Here is a 16,483-nt window from a genome sequence, read left to right as displayed (position 1 = left end):
TCCTTTATTATGATTACATTTTAGATTTGCTATTATAAACAGTTTTAAAGAAAGTATTAAGAAAGTATAAAGTTTGCTATTTTAATTTAAAACCTATGCCCCATACAGTTTGAATGTACTCTTCCTTTGTTAATTTGGATAATTTAGCTCTTAAATTACTAATATGTACATTTACTGTATTATAATCGCCTAAAAAATTATCTTTCCAAACTGATTCAAACAAATTTGCTCTAGTAAAAACTTTATTTGGATTGTTAATTAAAAGATATAAGATATCAAATTCTCTAGAGGTAACAATCATTTCAATTTCATTAACGAATACTTGTCTACTTTCATTATTCAATTCAATTTCTCTATATAAAATTTTATTATTAGAATTTAATGCTGGACTAAAATCTTTATATCGTCTTAATTGAACATTAACTCTAACTAAAACTTCTTCAACATCAAATGGTTTAACTATAAAATCATCTGCTCCAATTTTTAAAGCATTAAGTCTATCATCTTGTTTTGTTTTTGCTGATATAACAATTATAGGCATAAAATTAACTTTTCTTATTTCCTTTATTATATTTTCACCACTGACACCAGGTAACATTAAATCTAGCAAAACTAAATCATACTTATATTGTTCTAAACACATCATAGCTTCTGTTCCTGAATAAGTGCACCTAACATTATATCCTTCTTTTATAAGGATGCTATATAATAATTTATTAATATCTTCATTATCTTCAACTACTAAAATATTTATATTTGAATTCATAATACACCCCACTTCCTAAAAAAAATTATATCATTTTTATTAAGTATGAGTCATCATTTATATCTATTAATAATGAATCCTATTATTTTTTAAAAATTTATTAATTTCATAATAAAATTTTAAAGAATCTTTACATGAATATATATTGAACTATATGTAAAATATTGTTAATATGTAATTATACTTTAATTTCTATAAAAATTAATATACTTAAAAAACTTATGATAATAAACAGGATAACAAAACATTAATTTTTGTATTTAGTTATCCTTTTTTTTATACATAAAAAAATAAGGAGGGATTTTTTTGTTTAGTATAATTGCTTTTTATTTCAAAACTTTTTTTAAATCATTTAAAAATTGGATTCCTATATTACTATTAAGCTTTGGCATTATCAGTTATTGTATTTTCTTTAATAAAACTGTTCAGGGAAACATTGTTTTTGAATCTGAAGTTGGGCATGCACCTATTCAGCGTGTGACTTTTGGAGATGATAAACTTACCAACCTTGAAAGTGAAATAGACACTTATTATTCAGATGAAAATTGGAAAGCTTTTTATGAAAAAACTATTGAGTATTATAAAAGCATTTTAGAAAATAATTCAAATAGTACTAATAAAGACATGGTTACAGATATGGAAAAATTTCAATATCTATTAGATAACAACTTACCCTTTATAGATGAATTTAATCATAATGATGGTTTGCTTTTCCTTAAAAACCTTATGATGGAGCCTATAGTTTTACTTATTGTTATAACTATAATAATTTCAAGCTCTCAAGTTTTTTCAAGTGAGATGGAAAATAAGACTTATAAACTTTTATATACTCAGCCAATAAGCAAAACCAAAATCTTTTTCTCTAAATTAATTTCAAATATTCTTGTTAATTTTTTCATTGTTATTGCGCTTATGTTAGTATGTTTCATTTATCAATGTATCACTAAAGGAATAGGATGTACAAAATTTCCAGTTAAAGCATCAATTTCAAATGAACTTATGTATCTTCCACTTATTAAATATGTACTTTATGAATTTATACTTTTGATTATATTAATAATTTTTTCATGTTCTATTGGAACTTTAATTTCTTTATTAATTAATAATTCAGCTGCTGCTATTTGTGTATCTACAGTATTTTATGGTTTACTATATATTTTATTTAAAAATAGCCCTACAGCAGTGATTCAAAAATATAATCTTGGTGCTTATTTTGATATTAATAGAATCTTATCATTAGCACCACTAAGTGGTCTTAAAACTATACTGCCTTCTAATTCTCAAGGTGAATCACTAATTGAAGGAGCTCTTACAAATATAACCTTTTTAAATGGGATTATTATACTTAGTGTAATGATAATAATATTTATAACTATAGGTATATTTTTATCAAATAGAAAGAGAATGGATAATTAAAAGGAGGAATTTATATGGAAATATTATCAGTTTCTAATCTGAATAAATCATATAATAAAAAAGTATTAGATAATTTAAATTTCACTATAAATAAAGGTGAAGTTGTTGGATTAATAGGACCTAATGGAGCTGGTAAAACTACACTTATGAAAATCTTATGTTTACTTAGTAAAGCAGATAGCGGAGAAGTTAAGCTATGTGGCATTTCTAATAACAATAAAAAAGATAGAGAAAAATATTTAGCTAATCTCTCTGCAATTATAGAAACACCTGCTCTTTATGAAAATTTATCTGGCTATGATAACATAGACTTTATTAGAAGAATAAATAAAATTTCTAAAAAACGAATGGAAGAAATGATAAAGTTTATTAACATTGGTGATATGATTAATAATAAGGTAAAACAATATTCTCTAGGTATGAAGCAACGCTTAGCTATTGGAATAGCACTTTTAAGTTCTCCTAATTTATTAATTTTAGATGAGCCAACTAATGGATTAGATTATGATGGAATTATAGAATTCAGAAAACTTATTTCAGATGTAGTAAAGGATAATGATGTCTCTGTTATAATTTCATCACATATATTATCTGAAATAGAAAAATTATGTCAAAGAATACTATTCTTAAAGGATGGCAAATTAATAGATGAAAAGATATCAAGTGATTCTATTGACAAGATGTATGAATCTGTTTACAGAGGTGAGTAAATGGGTGCAACATTTTTATTTGAAATAAAAAAAATATTCAAAGATATTAAAAATATTATTTGTATTATTTTCTTTATTGTTTTTATGATTGGATTTATTTATGTTAACTCGCAAATAAATGCTAAAAGAAATATAGAATGGAAAGATAATTTATATAATCAAAGTTCTTTTTTATCAAATGAAATTTCAGAATTATCTATGGCTAAAGAAAAAATGTCACCTAAAGTAGATAGTAGACTTGATAAAAAAATTAAATTTTTAACAGATCATAATTCAATAATGTCAGATATAATAACTGAATATAACAATAAAAATCTTAATGGTTACCTTAATAAAACAAAAGAATTAGATACGCATTCCATAGAAGGTATAAAACAAAACATTCAATTTAGTAATGTAAAATCTATAGATGCTTATGAAAAGCATATTAAAAAGATAGATATTATGCTTAAGAAAAACATTACTCCTATTTTTGAAGAAAATAGTATGGAAGGTTACAATTTTTTAAGACTTTGTTCTTCTAATGTTGTTATGCTTATATTAATAGTGGTTATGTTAAATTTTACTATAGAATGTTTTTCATCAGAATATGAAAAAAAGACATATAAGCTACTGTTTACACAACCTATAAGTAAAACTAAAATATTTTTTTCAAAATTCTTTGCAAGACTAATTGTGTCTTTTGCAATATTAATTTTAGTTATATTAACTTTATTCTTAATCTTAGGTTTTAAAAACGGTTTTGGAAATATAGAGTACCCTACTGAAATATATGTAAATGGTAAACTTGTTTTTGTTTCTTTACAAGAGTATTTTAAAAAATCAATACCTACTTTGTTAACTTGTTTATTCTTTATATTTAGTTTTTGTATTTTTGTATCTTCTATATTTAATACTACAAGCATAGGACTATCATTTACAATCTTAATATCAGTTACTCTTTTATGTTTAGGAAAAGTAATAAAAAATTTAGTGCCATTTATTCCATTTTCCTATATAAAAATAAATGATTTTCTTTGTAGCAGTGATTTTGTTTTAAAAAAGTCAGGTATATTATCACCTAATACATTTGTATTTCCTAACAATATATACTATCTTCTAATTATAAGCATAATTTTTATAATCTCCTCTATTGTCATTTTAAATAAAAAGGATATCTAATAATAAAACTAGACACCTTATATAACACATAATAAAAGAGGATTTCTATATTTTTAAAAATAACATTTTAAATATATTAATTTCAAAAGAAATGTTTATTTTATAACAATTCCAAGTTGGTCTCACTCTTGGGGGTATCCAAATTCATCTTCACATATAAGAAATAAAGCATGTTTTTACACATGCTTTATTCTTTTAATATTCATATTAAATTATTCTTTTTAGCTCCTTAAATACATCACTTTTAGATATTTCTTCATAATCTCCAATTTCAATTATTTTTCCATTTTCCATCAAAATAATTTTGTCAAATTCTTCTAAAATTTCAGATAAATCATGTGTTACTATAATTACAGTTTTATCTTTCATGTTAAGTAAATTATGTTGTAAAAGTTTAGTAGTATTTACGTCTAGAGCCGAAAATGGTTCATCCATAATGCATATAGGCGATTTTGATGTTAACATTCTTATAAATGCTAATACTTGCTTTTCACCTCCACTTAATGAATTACTATAAGGCTCACTCTTTATTCTATTAAATATTCCACACTTAAATTTTTCCATTACATAATTTAAATTTTCTTTAGGATATGATGAAAATAACGTAGTATTATTATAAAAATCATCTTTAAATATATGCTCGTGCTGATTAATAGTGCATACAATGTTGTCCATATTTAAATCTAATACATTTTCTTCATCAATTAATATTTTCCCACTTAATGGTTTTGTGTATTTCATAATCATATTAATAAGTGTAGATTTTCCTGAACCACTATGACCAATTATTGCATATTTTTTTCCTTTTTCAAACTTACAACATATATCATCTATATTAAATTTATTATAGCTAAAATTTACATGATCAAAAACTATATGATTTTTAAAATCATTTTTATATTTCAAAGTTGTATATTTATAGTTGTTTATATAATCTATAACTTTATTCTTTGTATCTTTTAAAGAACTAATTGAGTTAATTGAATACAATATATCATTTAGTGGTGATACAAAACAATTCACATATCCAAAAGTAGCAACTGCTGTACCTATACTTATTTTCCTGTTAAATAAAAGTATTCCTACTATAATAAATGTAGCCGCATTTAAAATATTTAATAAAAGTTCACTTAAACTATATGTAAAACTTTTAAATTTACCGTATATAAATCTTTTATCTTTTACATTGTTAAGTGCTTTTTCATGTTCAGCATTAATTTTACTTATTGTTCTAGAGTTAATTAATTTAAAACCTTGAAGAAAATCTGTAATTTTTGATACATATAATCCCATCTCATTTAAATAATTATTTCTCTTTTTGGATAGTGTACATGATGTAAGTTTAGGTATTACTATAGCTATACATGATATTAATACTATAGTAGTAGCGATTCTAAAGTCTACATATACAAATAAAATTATTCCATAAATTATAAGCATGTTAACAGCCTTAATAATAGTTATTATTGGTGTTAAATAATCCATTTCTAAATTTAATATATCATTTCCTTGGATAGATATATATTCACCTATATCTCTAGATGAAAAATCTTCATAATTATAATTAAAAACTGATTTAAAAAAATCTCTTTTTAATGACATTTCAAACTTTAAAGAACATTTAAAATTATATATCATAGATAAATAAAAAAATATTGTGCCTATTAAATTACAAAATATATATATTAAAATTAAATGTATAAAACTTAAACATATTTTGTTTTCTTTTAAAACAGTATCAAATAGTAACTTTTGAAGATATGGTCCTAATGCAACAGTCAATGTAACTACTGCATCACATATTATTTGAATTAAAATTAAAAATCGTATTTCATAAAGATATTTTCTCATAACAACTCATTCTTTCTTTAATTTTATATCATTGAATTTAATCGTTCTATTTCTCTTAGAGGTTTATCAACTGATTCACCACTTAATATATGATAATCTTCTTTTAAAATTTTAATTTCATGTTTTCTTGCATTTATTGCTAACTTATAATCTCCTATTAATTCTGCAATTTCTGCTATGGCTATATCAGCATCAATCATTCTAGGGCTTTTGCTATAATCTATGGATTTTCTATAATGTTCTATAGCTTTCTCATATTTAGATAGTTTTAAATATCTTTCTGCACGTATAAAATAAGCAGCCCAATTGTTATTAAATTGTTCTAATGCTTTGTCCCAAATTTCAGAAGCTTTATCTAGGTTGCCCTTTTCAAACTCTATATCACCTTCAAAAAAACTATGTTCCACATAATTTTCTATAGATTTCATGTGATTTAAAACTTCACTTGCCTCATCAAGTCTTTTATCATGAATTAATTGGTCAAAAAGAAAAGCATGACCTGCTATATAATTTGGATATTTATTTGTAAACTCCTTGTAAAACTTAATTAATTCAAAGTTACAACTACAGTACCAATCCCCTGCTGCTCCATTTTCAGATTTTACAAGAACTGAATGATAATCTTTATCAAAAGGTTCATAATTCAAAGCTTGTTTTATATAAATACTAGATATTTCTTTATCGCATTCAGATCTTTTTAAATATAATGATGCTAAAACATAATATGCTTTTGAATTTTTCGGTTCATTTCTTATAAGTTGAAGTAAAAAAGACTTATAAGAATTAAATTTCTCATCACTTATAAAGTGAGTTTCATCTATGGCATTTTCAATTCTTTTTAAGTTTTCCTCAGTAGATATTTTAAATAATTCATCTATTGTAACACCAAAATAAGAAGCTATATGTGGTAAAAGTTGAATATCTGGTGATGTTATATTATTTTCCCACTTTGAGATTGCTTGATATGATACACCAAAGTATTTAGCTAATTCTTCTTGTGTTACACCCTTCTCTATACGTAATCTTTTTATTTGCTTTCCAATCTCTAAATCCATTTTTAAAAGCCCCCTTTTATTTATCTTATATTTAAATTGTATAGTATAAAAATTTTTATAACAATAACTTATATTTTTAGATAACATCAACCATTAGTTGAGTTAGAAATAAAAAAATATATCAATAAAAAATTATTGATATATTTTTTTTATTTTAGTTATTATTTTTTATAGCTTAATATTTCATTTGATATTGATTTTATATAAATTGATTTTAATATTACAAAATATATAAAATATATTACAAAAAATATTATAGGAACTAGCAATCCTTTTAGTCCAATTAAGCTTCCATTCATTGACTTTAAAATCAATATTGCAAACACAGCATTTAATGTAGCAATTATAAATGGAATAAAGAATATTGAGCTCATTTCTATGTTTAAGATTTTTTTCATCTCAGTATAAGATAATCCAATTTTAGATAAATTTTTGTATTTTTCTTTATCAAAAATTAAGTCAGTGTAAAATCTAAAATATAAGAAACTACAACTACCTATGAAAAATATTATGCCTATAAATGTCCCAACAAATAACATAGTTTTTGTTGATGTAAGTTCAACTTGATAAACATCTGTTAATGTAGCAAAATACTCATAATCAAATTTTCCCATTTCTCCAAATGCATTGTCAGCATTTGTTTTTCTTTCATTATTTAAATTATCAATCATTTCAAGACTATCTTCCCAACCATTATAATTATATCCATATCCTGTCCATGAAATGTTTGATTTATTAGTTTCTAATATTTTATACATATCATCACTAACCACTAGCATATTATTATAAAATCCTTCAGCTAGTAATGGACCTTCTACAATGAATTTAACATGCAAATTCACATCTTGTATCTTAAATTCATTAATTGTATTAAGGGATTTTATAGAATTTGGTGAACTTTTTGTTGGTATTAATGCAGCTTCATCACTATTTAAACTAATCTTTTTATATCCAAGTACATCTCCTATTTTATTAAACTCAGAATTATTAATTACATATTGTCTATCATTTGTATTTAAAAACTTGTATTCATATTTTTTAAAATTATACTTATTTTTATCTAATGTGTTTTCTATAAGTTTCATTTGTGAATCTGATATTTTATTATTTTCTGTACTCATATAAAATATATTAAAGGGAAAACCACTTTTAGATGCTTCTAATTGCTTTTCACCAAGTGAAGATAAAACACTTATAGATACTAAGGTACCTGATAACAAAATACTTATTAAAAATAATAATCTGCAATTATCTTTAATTTTATATATTAAATTACTTATCCATAATACATTTATTTTATTTTGATAAAAACTTCTTTTTCTTTTTATCATTTTTAATATTAAAACAAAAAACTGGCTAAAAAATAAATAAGTTCCTAACATTAAAGCTATAAACATTAAATACTCCATATTTTCTAATTGAAAAAGGACAACCATATAACTTCCAGATAGTAACACCACACTTGTTATAGCTAAAAATATTGACGTCTTAGGTTCTGATTTTGGCTTTTTAGTACCTTTTAATAATTCTATTACATTTTTATTTTTTATTAGAATTATAGTTACTGGGCTTGTTATTATAAATAATAATGTAAATACAATGAATGTCAGTATTATTGCAGTACTTGGAAAGTATAATGTATCTGACTTTGTCTGAAATAAATCACTTATTAATTTTAAGAATGGTTTTGCAAATATAAATCCTATTAAAATGCCTGAAACTATAGATGCAAATCCTATTATTAAATTTTCAAGTAATACAAATTTTTTAAACTGTTTTGGTGACATACCTAATATAAAAAGTGTTCCGAACTCTGTATATCTACTTTTTACAAAAGTTCCCAAAGAGTAAACAATAAATAGTAAAGAAAATAATGCAATTATAGTTTCTGTAAAGGTAAGAGCCATGCCAAGTGAACTATGAAATTGTATTCCAACACTTGCAACAGATGGATGAAACATTGACATAGCAAAAATAAAAAACATCATTATAGATATAGTGGAGCTAAAATAATAACCTAAATAAGATTTGAAATTTCTTGTAACACTATTATATGCAAATTTTTTAAAATTCACTATCTGGCACCTCCAATGTGAGCTACTACTTTCAATATTTCCTCATAAAACTCTTCATTAGAACTACTTTTATGTATTTCTTTATATATTTCCCCATCTTTTATAAATACAACTTTTTTACAAAAACTTGCTGTGTATGGTTCATGTGTTACCATCAGTGTAGTTACTTTGTTATTTGTATTTAAATGCTCAAATATTTTCATAACATCATTAGTAGCTTTTGAATCTAAGTTTCCAGTTGGTTCATCTGCAAGTAATATTGATGGGTTATTAATTACTGCTCTAGCAACTGCGGCTCTTTGTGCCTGTCCGCCTGAAATTTCAAAAGTTCTTTTATTTAATATATTTTCAATACTTAAATCTTTAGCTATTTTTTCAAGTCTTTTATCCATTTCACTTATAGATATTCCTTCTAATGTTAGTGGTAAAACTATATTTTCTCCGATAGTTAATGTATCAAGCAAATTAAAATTTTGAAATACAAATCCTAATTCATTTCTTCTAAAATTTGATAAAGCTTGACCTTTTAATTCATGTGGATTTTTTGAATTTATAATAACTTCTCCACTTGTTGGCATGTCTATTGTTGAAATTATATTTAGCAAAGTAGATTTACCACTTCCACTAGGTCCCATAACAGCTACAAAATCACCTTCTTGTATAGATAAATTTATATCTTTTAATGCTTTATATGAAACCTTTCCAGTATAAGTTTTATTAAGATTGTTAATTTTTAATATTTCCATGTTTATTCCTCCGATTTTTATAAAAACATTATATATTTCGTAAGAATAGTTTACTTTTATCTAAAAAGAATATACATCGATTAATATTTCAACAACATTACAATGTTGTAAGGTTCTAATAAAAAAATCCCCTATCTTTAAGTATAAACTTTATAGATAAGGGATTTCTATTTTATTCAATAAATGTTAAAACATCTTCCAATGGTTTTCTTGGTGGCTTTGGAGGTGTATTTTCCTCAGGTACACCTAATGAAATCATAGACATTAACTGATATCCATCTTTTTCAAAACCTATAAGATTTTCAATTTCTTTTTTAGCATGTGTAGGACCTGTCATATAGCATGTGCCATATCCCATTTCTGTTGCAGCTAATAAAATATTTTGAACTGCAGCTCCTATTCCTTGAGCAGCAGATTGTGGAGATACTAATACATCAAGAATTTCTTTTGGTGCATTATTTTCTTTTAATATCTTATACTCTATCATTTTATATTCACATGAATAAACTAAAATTACTACTGGAGCATCTTTAAAACATGTATAATAATTAATTACACTCATATGTTTTTTTAAATCTTTTTCATTTTTTGCAAGCTTACCTATATTTTCATGACTTCTAGTAACTATATCAGCCATTTTATTTATAATATCTTTATTTTGAAGTATAACAAAATGCCAGTTCTGTTGGTGCTTAGGTGATGGTGCACTAGTACCAGCTTTTATTAATTCAATAATATCTTCTTTTGGTACTGCATCATTTTTAAATTGTCTTATACTTTTACGATTATAAATTAAATCCAAGTTTCTCATACTTTTTCTCCTTAGTAAGTTATTTTATGAAATCAATTCTATACTCAAAATTATTTTGTGTCAAACAATATAGGACTTGAGCCCCTCTACAATTTAGTTAAATGATTTATAAAATTCACCATTTTTATTTATCATTCCTTGAATTTCTGAAAATGGTATTTTAAAAGTAATAAAGCCAGCAGAATATGGTCCAATTTCATATGGTGAAAAATAAATATATAAGTTATCTTGATCTACATAAAAATCTTGATCAAATTTTATTCCTTTGAAATCTTCTTTAAACACATAATCATAATCTTTATCTGTGGCTATTATTTTTTCAATAATTTTATTTATCTCTCCAAGCCAATACACACCACCCATAAATAAATCACCTATTGTATAAAACTTACCTGTAACTAGATTTATACTTGGTGTCTTTCTTGATGGCATTCCATGTGCAGCCCCTATTGGATAATAATATCCTGTTATATCTAAAATTAGTAAATCCTTTTTAAAAAACTTAACACTAAAATCTCCATAATAGTCATAATTTAATATATCATTTTTAGTTATTACAGTACTCTGATTATTATCATCTGATTCACCATAAGGCTTGAAATAAGACATTTCTTTTAATTTAGAATTTATACTTCTTTCTACCTTTTTACTTTTTACACCTTCTACTTTAGGATAATAAATCAAATAATTTATATTAGGTTTATATTTCATATTAATCACAAAATACTTATTATTTAATTTAATAATTTCGCTAGGCTTATACATTATTTTACCTGATTTATATAAATAATATGGCTCATAATCTATATATGAATAAATTATATTATTTTCTATAGAAAGTTGTCCGCTACCTTTAACAATGGGAAGATTTTCAACCATTTTTCCAGACTTATCTATGAAAAATGTATATTCTTCATCTGAAGCATAAGAAATATTATCTTTATATTCTCCAACTTGTAAATAAATAAAATCAGTTAGAATTTTGCCCTTAGTAGTTCCTATAGCATATATCTTTCTATTTACAAACTTATCTTCACCAATAGATTTTCCTAGTGCTATCATTTCTTCACCTAACATTTTTATATCATCATATATAGGTTTTAATATATACTCACCTTTTAAATCAATTAATCCATAAGGTCCGTTAAAATCATTACCCTCACTAACTATAGCTACATTATCTTTAAAACCTTCTGCTACTTCATATATTGGTTGTATAACTACATTACCTTTTTTATCTACATATCCATATGGTCCTTGTAAATCTTTTGAAAACACCATTAATCCATTTCCATATCCAAACACAGTGTTATATTTATAAGTACTTTCTATTTCACCATTAAGATTAATCAATGCATACTCATTATCATTTATCTTAACTATTGAAAAACCCTCATTAAATTGACTTGCAGATTGATATTTAGGTTTTATAATTTCATTACCATTTAAATCAATATAACCATAACTATAAAATCCACCTTCTGATGAAATTCCAACAATAGCCCTCCCTTCATTATAGTCACTTATAAATTGATATTTACTTTCATTTATAATTTTCCCTTTTTCATCAATTACACCCATAAAATTATCTAAATTAAATACAGCTCTGTTTTCTTTAAAATTAGATATACTATCAAATTTAGGATAGATAATATATTGTCCCGTATTATCAATTAATCCGTATTTATTATTTTTCTCAACTATAGCTATATTTTTATCCGTGAAATTATATGCATTGTTGTACTTAGGTTTTATAACCCATTCACCTTTCACATTAACGTATCCATATAACTTTCCATTCCTTTTATTAATTAAAGCTGGATATAACTTTTTATTAGAATTCATTTTATATTCTCCATATAACAGTATTATTTATTATTATATGTAACACTATGTAAAATTCTAATAAAATCCATTTATACAAAGTAATTATTAAAAATACTCACTGAATCAATGTATTTTATATCGGCTTCCAAGTTCAAATTCAAAATAACAAATTTATCAATTGAAAAGCTTTTTTCTTTCATCAAGAAACATGAATTATTTAAATTAGTATTTCTTTAAAAATTGATTCAGAAACTCTTATGAATAATGTTTTAAATAATTACTATTTCCTTTACTACTACTATTCTCATTTAACATTTGAATAATTTCATTTTTCAGCTTGGAACCCTATAGTTCAGTGAGTATTAATTTGTTCAATATTATTTTTTAAATGTTTTTATATTATGTAATTGGGTAGATTTTGAAATTGTAACTATTACTTTACTAGTTTCCTTAGCTATTACATTATGTTCTATTGTTGCATCAAAAGGTAAAAAATCACCTTCTATTAATTCAAACTTATTTCCATCCTTAAAACTAATATCTATAGTTCCCTTAACTACTTGGATTGTAGCAAAACCATTGTGTACATGATTAGGTAGTCCTTTGCCTTCATCAAATTTGAAATATATACTTTTAAATTTGTCATTTTCACATAAAATTTCTTTACTTTTTTCTATATTATTTATGTTTATATTCTCCATAACGTCACTTCCTTTAAATACAATTAAAACTCTTTGTGTAATTTTTATATTTATAATATACCTTATTTAAATATTTTATTCTGTAACATAAGTTACATAATAAAAGCACCTAAAAATTTAGGTGCTTAAAGTAACTATTCTTTATCTAAAATTATTTTATTTCTAGTAAAAAAGACACTTAATAAGAATAAAAATGTTATTAATAATAAAAATGCAATTATTATAGGTAATATTCCTTTTAAATTTTCTCCTGCTTGTAATTTTTCTATAGCAAGAACTATCCACCTTGGTGGCAGTATTGAACCTATTTTTTGTACATTTTCACTCATCATTTCAAAAGGCCAAAAACATCCACTTAACATGAATATTGGTATCATAAGGCATGAATTGACTAAGGTTAACACAGTTTTCTTTTTAATTAAAGAAGCAAGCAATACACTAAATACTACAGCAAATAATGAAAATAGTAATACAAGTAATAGTAAAATAATTCTATTTTCAAATCCAAATTTGTAATTTAATAATGTACATATTAAAAAATATTCTATAGCTGGCATTGAAGTAATAATAAAGAATAAAAATGTTAATCCTCCATAATACTGCTTTTCATTAATTTTTCCCATTAATATTCTATCTTTTGTTCCTCCTAACTCATCTTCCAACAAAAATGAACAACTTAATCCGGCCACTATAAATATTATATAAAAAATAGTACCTAAAGAATCTAATATGCTAGCTTTTTTACTTTCTATACTTTGCACTTCATACTTAGGTTGTGACATTGAGAATTTATCTAATACTTTTTCCAGCCCAACTGTATTTACTTCAATATTATTACATATAGTATAAATGCTTTTAACTTCATTATTAATTATTTTTTCAATAGTTGGTTCCATATCACTTTGAGCTATAGATTTAATATTTATTTTATTAAGATTACCATTTAAAATGTCTTCAGTAAAATTTTCATCTATTGTAACTATCATTTCAAATTTATGAAATATTAAATCACTCTTGTAATTTTCATCATTTTCTAATGGTATAACTTTTATAACATCTGTATTATTTAGTTTTTCTTCAATAACACTACCTATTTTACCTTTATCATTATTTATAAATCCAATTTTGTATTGAGAAGAGGCAATATTTAACTGTGATATTGAAATAACTAATATTAATGGTAATATTAGTGAAGTAATAATAAAACCTTTTCTTTTATAAAATATTCTGAATGTATTTTTCATTATACTAATCATTTAAAAGTGCCTCCTTTTTTCTAAGGATTAATTTATATACTAATAACAAAAATAATGATAAAAATACAATTTCAATAAGTGCAATAATATATGCATTGGACTGTACATTACAAACCATAGTACTTGTAGACACATTTATCCAATAAATTGGACTTAAATACATAACTTTATTTATTACTGGAATTGCTGTAATAACAATTAATGGCATATAACATCCACCTAATAAACACAAAATAAATATAATTATATTTGCCATTCCTGCAACACCATTATCTCTCTTTACAACTAGTCCCATAATTGCGCCTATAATAGATGAAAGTAATCCTAAACATATAAATAATAAGATAAATTTCAAGGTGTTATCGCCCCAATTAACTTTTAAAACTATTGATGAATAGAAATATACCAATATTGTTTGCAAAATTGATATAAAAACTCCAAACATTACTTTGGCTACAATTATAGAGCTTTCTTTAACTTTAGATAATTGTATTCTATTCATAGTTCCTAATTTATTTTCTTTATAAACGCTTTCCCCAACAACTTGAGATACAAATAATATAATTAAGGCTAACTCTGCAAAAGTATAATATTCAGATGAGGTAACTTCTCTAGATGAATTTCTTTTATCTAATTCTATATACTCATCATATTTATTTTTCACTAAATTCTCAAAAGCCTTAGGATTAAATTCTCCTATGGTTTCATAAACAGCGTATTCATTTAACATATTTTCAAATATGCTTCTAAATACTTTACTTTTAGTTTTTTCACCATTTTTAGAAGTATAGATGCTAAATCCATCTTTTTCTATATTTACATGTAAAATAGCTTCATTTTTATCTATATCATCCATAACACTTGATTGTGATTTAACTTCTTTAAATTTAATATTTACATCATCTTCTAAAATATTTTTAAAGTTTATAAATCCATCTTTATATTTTGAATTATTATCCATTGTATAATATACCATGGAAGGATTATCCTTAGTACCAAAAACATTTTGACTTGTCATCATGTTTTTTAATCCCATACTTAAAGCGGTTATTAAGACAATAGGAAATACAAACATCATTATGACATCACTTTTTGATCTAAAGAAATGTTTAAATTCCTTTTTTATCATGGATAAAAACATATACATACCTCCTATTCTCTTAATTTTTTTCCTGTTAGTCCCAAAAATACTGTTTCTAAATTTGGATCTTCATTTAATATATTTTGAATATCGCCACCATTACTAGTTATTTTACTAACTAAATCTACTATTAAATTACTACTTTTAAGTGTAGAAATTTTATAACTATTTTCACTAAATAACACTTTTTCAACACCAGTTATCTCTAAAAGTTTATCTTCTAATTTATCAATTTTTTTTGATACTGCAATATTAAATATTCTTTTATCACCTATAAGATTTTTTAGCTCTTCACTAGTTCCCTTTGCTATAATTTTTCCATTATCCATTATTGCAATTTGATCACAAATATCATCAACTTCTTGCATATAATGTGATGTATATATGATGGTAGCTCCTTCTCTTTTAAGTTTTAATATAGATTTTAAAATATGATTTCTTGATTGTGGATCAATGCCTACTGTAGGTTCATCCATTATAATAAGTTTAGGTGAATGAGCAATGGCACATCCAATATTTAACCTTCTTTTCATACCACCTGAAAGTTCTGATGCCTTTCTATTTTTCATATCATAAAGTTCTACAAACTCTAAAGTTTTTAAAGTCCTTTTTTTTAATTCCTCACCTTTAAATCCATATAATGAACAAAAGAAACTTATATTTTCTTCAACAGTTAAATCCCAATATAATGCAAAATCTTGGGGAACTATACCTATATTTTCTTTCCATTTTCTAATTTTTGATGTGGTTTCTTCATAAATTACTTCACCAGAATTCTTTTTTATAAGTCCACATATTATTCCGATTAAAGTGCTTTTTCCAGCACCATTAGGACCTAATAATCCAAAAATCTCACCTTCTACAATATCTAAGTCAACTCCATCTACTGCAATATGATTTCCATAGTCTTTATATATCTTTTTTATTTCTAACATCTTCATAACTTAAACCTCCCTATCTCCTATAA

The 16,483-nt window shown here is 24.1% G+C and carries 14 protein-coding genes; 3 read left to right on the top strand and 11 right to left on the bottom strand.

The annotated features are described in order from the left end of the window. Positions 1-76 precede the first annotated feature (76 nt). On the bottom strand, positions 77-766 hold the full coding sequence (locus AC07E4_RS09575; protein WP_478216254.1) for a response regulator transcription factor: 690 nt from the start codon (positions 764-766) through the stop codon (positions 77-79). A gap of 306 nt (positions 767-1,072) precedes the next feature. Here AC07E4_RS09575 and AC07E4_RS09570 point away from each other — a divergent pair, with 306 nt between their 5' ends. The 3 genes from AC07E4_RS09570 to AC07E4_RS09560 are packed head-to-tail and all read left to right on the top strand — an operon-like array spanning position 1,073 to position 4,053. After that, positions 1,073-2,182 (top strand): ABC transporter permease, encoded by a 1,110-nt coding sequence (locus AC07E4_RS09570; protein ID WP_478216253.1) that lies wholly within the window; start codon positions 1,073-1,075, stop codon positions 2,180-2,182. Between the two features lie 14 nt (positions 2,183-2,196). Beyond that, positions 2,197-2,892, top strand: coding sequence for an ABC transporter ATP-binding protein (locus AC07E4_RS09565; RefSeq protein ID WP_478216252.1), 696 nt, complete (start codon positions 2,197-2,199; stop codon positions 2,890-2,892). Further along, positions 2,893-4,053, top strand: coding sequence for an ABC transporter permease (locus AC07E4_RS09560; RefSeq protein WP_040327423.1), 1,161 nt, complete (start codon positions 2,893-2,895; stop codon positions 4,051-4,053). Between the two features lie 207 nt (positions 4,054-4,260). Here AC07E4_RS09560 and AC07E4_RS09555 read toward each other — a convergent pair whose 3' ends face one another. From AC07E4_RS09555 to AC07E4_RS09510, 10 genes are all read right to left on the bottom strand, one after another. Continuing rightward, positions 4,261-5,904 (bottom strand): ATP-binding cassette domain-containing protein, encoded by a 1,644-nt coding sequence (locus tag AC07E4_RS09555; RefSeq protein ID WP_478216251.1) that lies wholly within the window; start codon positions 5,902-5,904, stop codon positions 4,261-4,263. 23 nt (positions 5,905-5,927) lie between these two features. Further along, positions 5,928-6,959 carry a helix-turn-helix domain-containing protein gene (locus AC07E4_RS09550; protein ID WP_478216250.1) on the bottom strand — a complete coding sequence of 344 codons (1,032 nt, stop codon included), beginning with the start codon at positions 6,957-6,959 and terminating at the stop codon, positions 5,928-5,930. A gap of 161 nt (positions 6,960-7,120) precedes the next feature. Continuing rightward, positions 7,121-9,034, bottom strand: coding sequence for an FtsX-like permease family protein (locus AC07E4_RS09545; RefSeq protein ID WP_478216249.1), 1,914 nt, complete (start codon positions 9,032-9,034; stop codon positions 7,121-7,123). Further along, complete coding sequence (locus AC07E4_RS09540; RefSeq protein WP_478216248.1) at positions 9,034-9,780, bottom strand: ABC transporter ATP-binding protein; 747 nt, start codon at positions 9,778-9,780, stop codon at positions 9,034-9,036. The genes AC07E4_RS09545 and AC07E4_RS09540 overlap by 1 nt, the downstream gene beginning before the upstream one ends. A gap of 172 nt (positions 9,781-9,952) precedes the next feature. Then, entirely contained in the window at positions 9,953-10,591 is a 639-nt protein-coding gene (locus tag AC07E4_RS09535) for a nitroreductase family protein (protein WP_040327419.1), read from the bottom strand. 93 nt (positions 10,592-10,684) lie between these two features. After that, the gene (locus AC07E4_RS09530) at positions 10,685-12,436 is read right to left on the bottom strand and encodes a WG repeat-containing protein (RefSeq protein WP_478216247.1); all 1,752 of its coding nucleotides are present in this window, start codon (positions 12,434-12,436) and stop codon (positions 10,685-10,687) included. Between the two features lie 359 nt (positions 12,437-12,795). Further along, complete coding sequence (locus AC07E4_RS09525) at positions 12,796-13,119, bottom strand: cupin domain-containing protein (protein ID WP_430829163.1); 324 nt, start codon at positions 13,117-13,119, stop codon at positions 12,796-12,798. Between the two features lie 134 nt (positions 13,120-13,253). Next, on the bottom strand, positions 13,254-14,375 hold the full coding sequence (locus AC07E4_RS09520) for an ABC transporter permease (protein ID WP_478216246.1): 1,122 nt from the start codon (positions 14,373-14,375) through the stop codon (positions 13,254-13,256). Then, the gene (locus AC07E4_RS09515; RefSeq protein WP_040327415.1) at positions 14,368-15,516 is read right to left on the bottom strand and encodes an ABC transporter permease; all 1,149 of its coding nucleotides are present in this window, start codon (positions 15,514-15,516) and stop codon (positions 14,368-14,370) included. The genes AC07E4_RS09520 and AC07E4_RS09515 overlap by 8 nt, the downstream gene beginning before the upstream one ends. 11 nt (positions 15,517-15,527) lie before the next feature. Further along, positions 15,528-16,457: an ABC transporter ATP-binding protein gene (locus AC07E4_RS09510; RefSeq protein ID WP_040327414.1), complete on the bottom strand. Its 930-nt coding sequence runs from the start codon at positions 16,455-16,457 to the stop codon at positions 15,528-15,530. Between the last annotated feature and the right edge of the window lie 26 nt (positions 16,458-16,483).

It is taken from the genome of Clostridium amazonense (assembly GCF_056431285.1).
This window is presented reverse-complemented; position numbering and strand designations above follow the sequence as displayed.

Coding starts and splice junctions, on each gene's coding strand:
- AC07E4_RS09575 (WP_478216254.1), bottom strand. CDS start 766: ATGAATTCAAATATAAATATTTTAGTAGTTGAAGATAATGAAGATATT.
- AC07E4_RS09520 (WP_478216246.1), bottom strand. CDS start 14,375: ATGATTAGTATAATGAAAAATACATTCAGAATATTTTATAAAAGAAAA.
- AC07E4_RS09535 (WP_040327419.1), bottom strand. CDS start 10,591: ATGAGAAACTTGGATTTAATTTATAATCGTAAAAGTATAAGACAATTT.
- AC07E4_RS09525 (WP_430829163.1), bottom strand. CDS start 13,119: ATGGAGAATATAAACATAAATAATATAGAAAAAAGTAAAGAAATTTTA.
- AC07E4_RS09530 (WP_478216247.1), bottom strand. CDS start 12,436: ATGAATTCTAATAAAAAGTTATATCCAGCTTTAATTAATAAAAGGAAT.
- AC07E4_RS09540 (WP_478216248.1), bottom strand. CDS start 9,780: ATGGAAATATTAAAAATTAACAATCTTAATAAAACTTATACTGGAAAG.
- AC07E4_RS09510 (WP_040327414.1), bottom strand. CDS start 16,457: ATGAAGATGTTAGAAATAAAAAAGATATATAAAGACTATGGAAATCAT.
- AC07E4_RS09515 (WP_040327415.1), bottom strand. CDS start 15,516: ATGTTTTTATCCATGATAAAAAAGGAATTTAAACATTTCTTTAGATCA.
- AC07E4_RS09550 (WP_478216250.1), bottom strand. CDS start 6,959: ATGGATTTAGAGATTGGAAAGCAAATAAAAAGATTACGTATAGAGAAG.
- AC07E4_RS09560 (WP_040327423.1), top strand. CDS start 2,893: ATGGGTGCAACATTTTTATTTGAAATAAAAAAAATATTCAAAGATATT.
- AC07E4_RS09555 (WP_478216251.1), bottom strand. CDS start 5,904: ATGAGAAAATATCTTTATGAAATACGATTTTTAATTTTAATTCAAATA.
- AC07E4_RS09565 (WP_478216252.1), top strand. CDS start 2,197: ATGGAAATATTATCAGTTTCTAATCTGAATAAATCATATAATAAAAAA.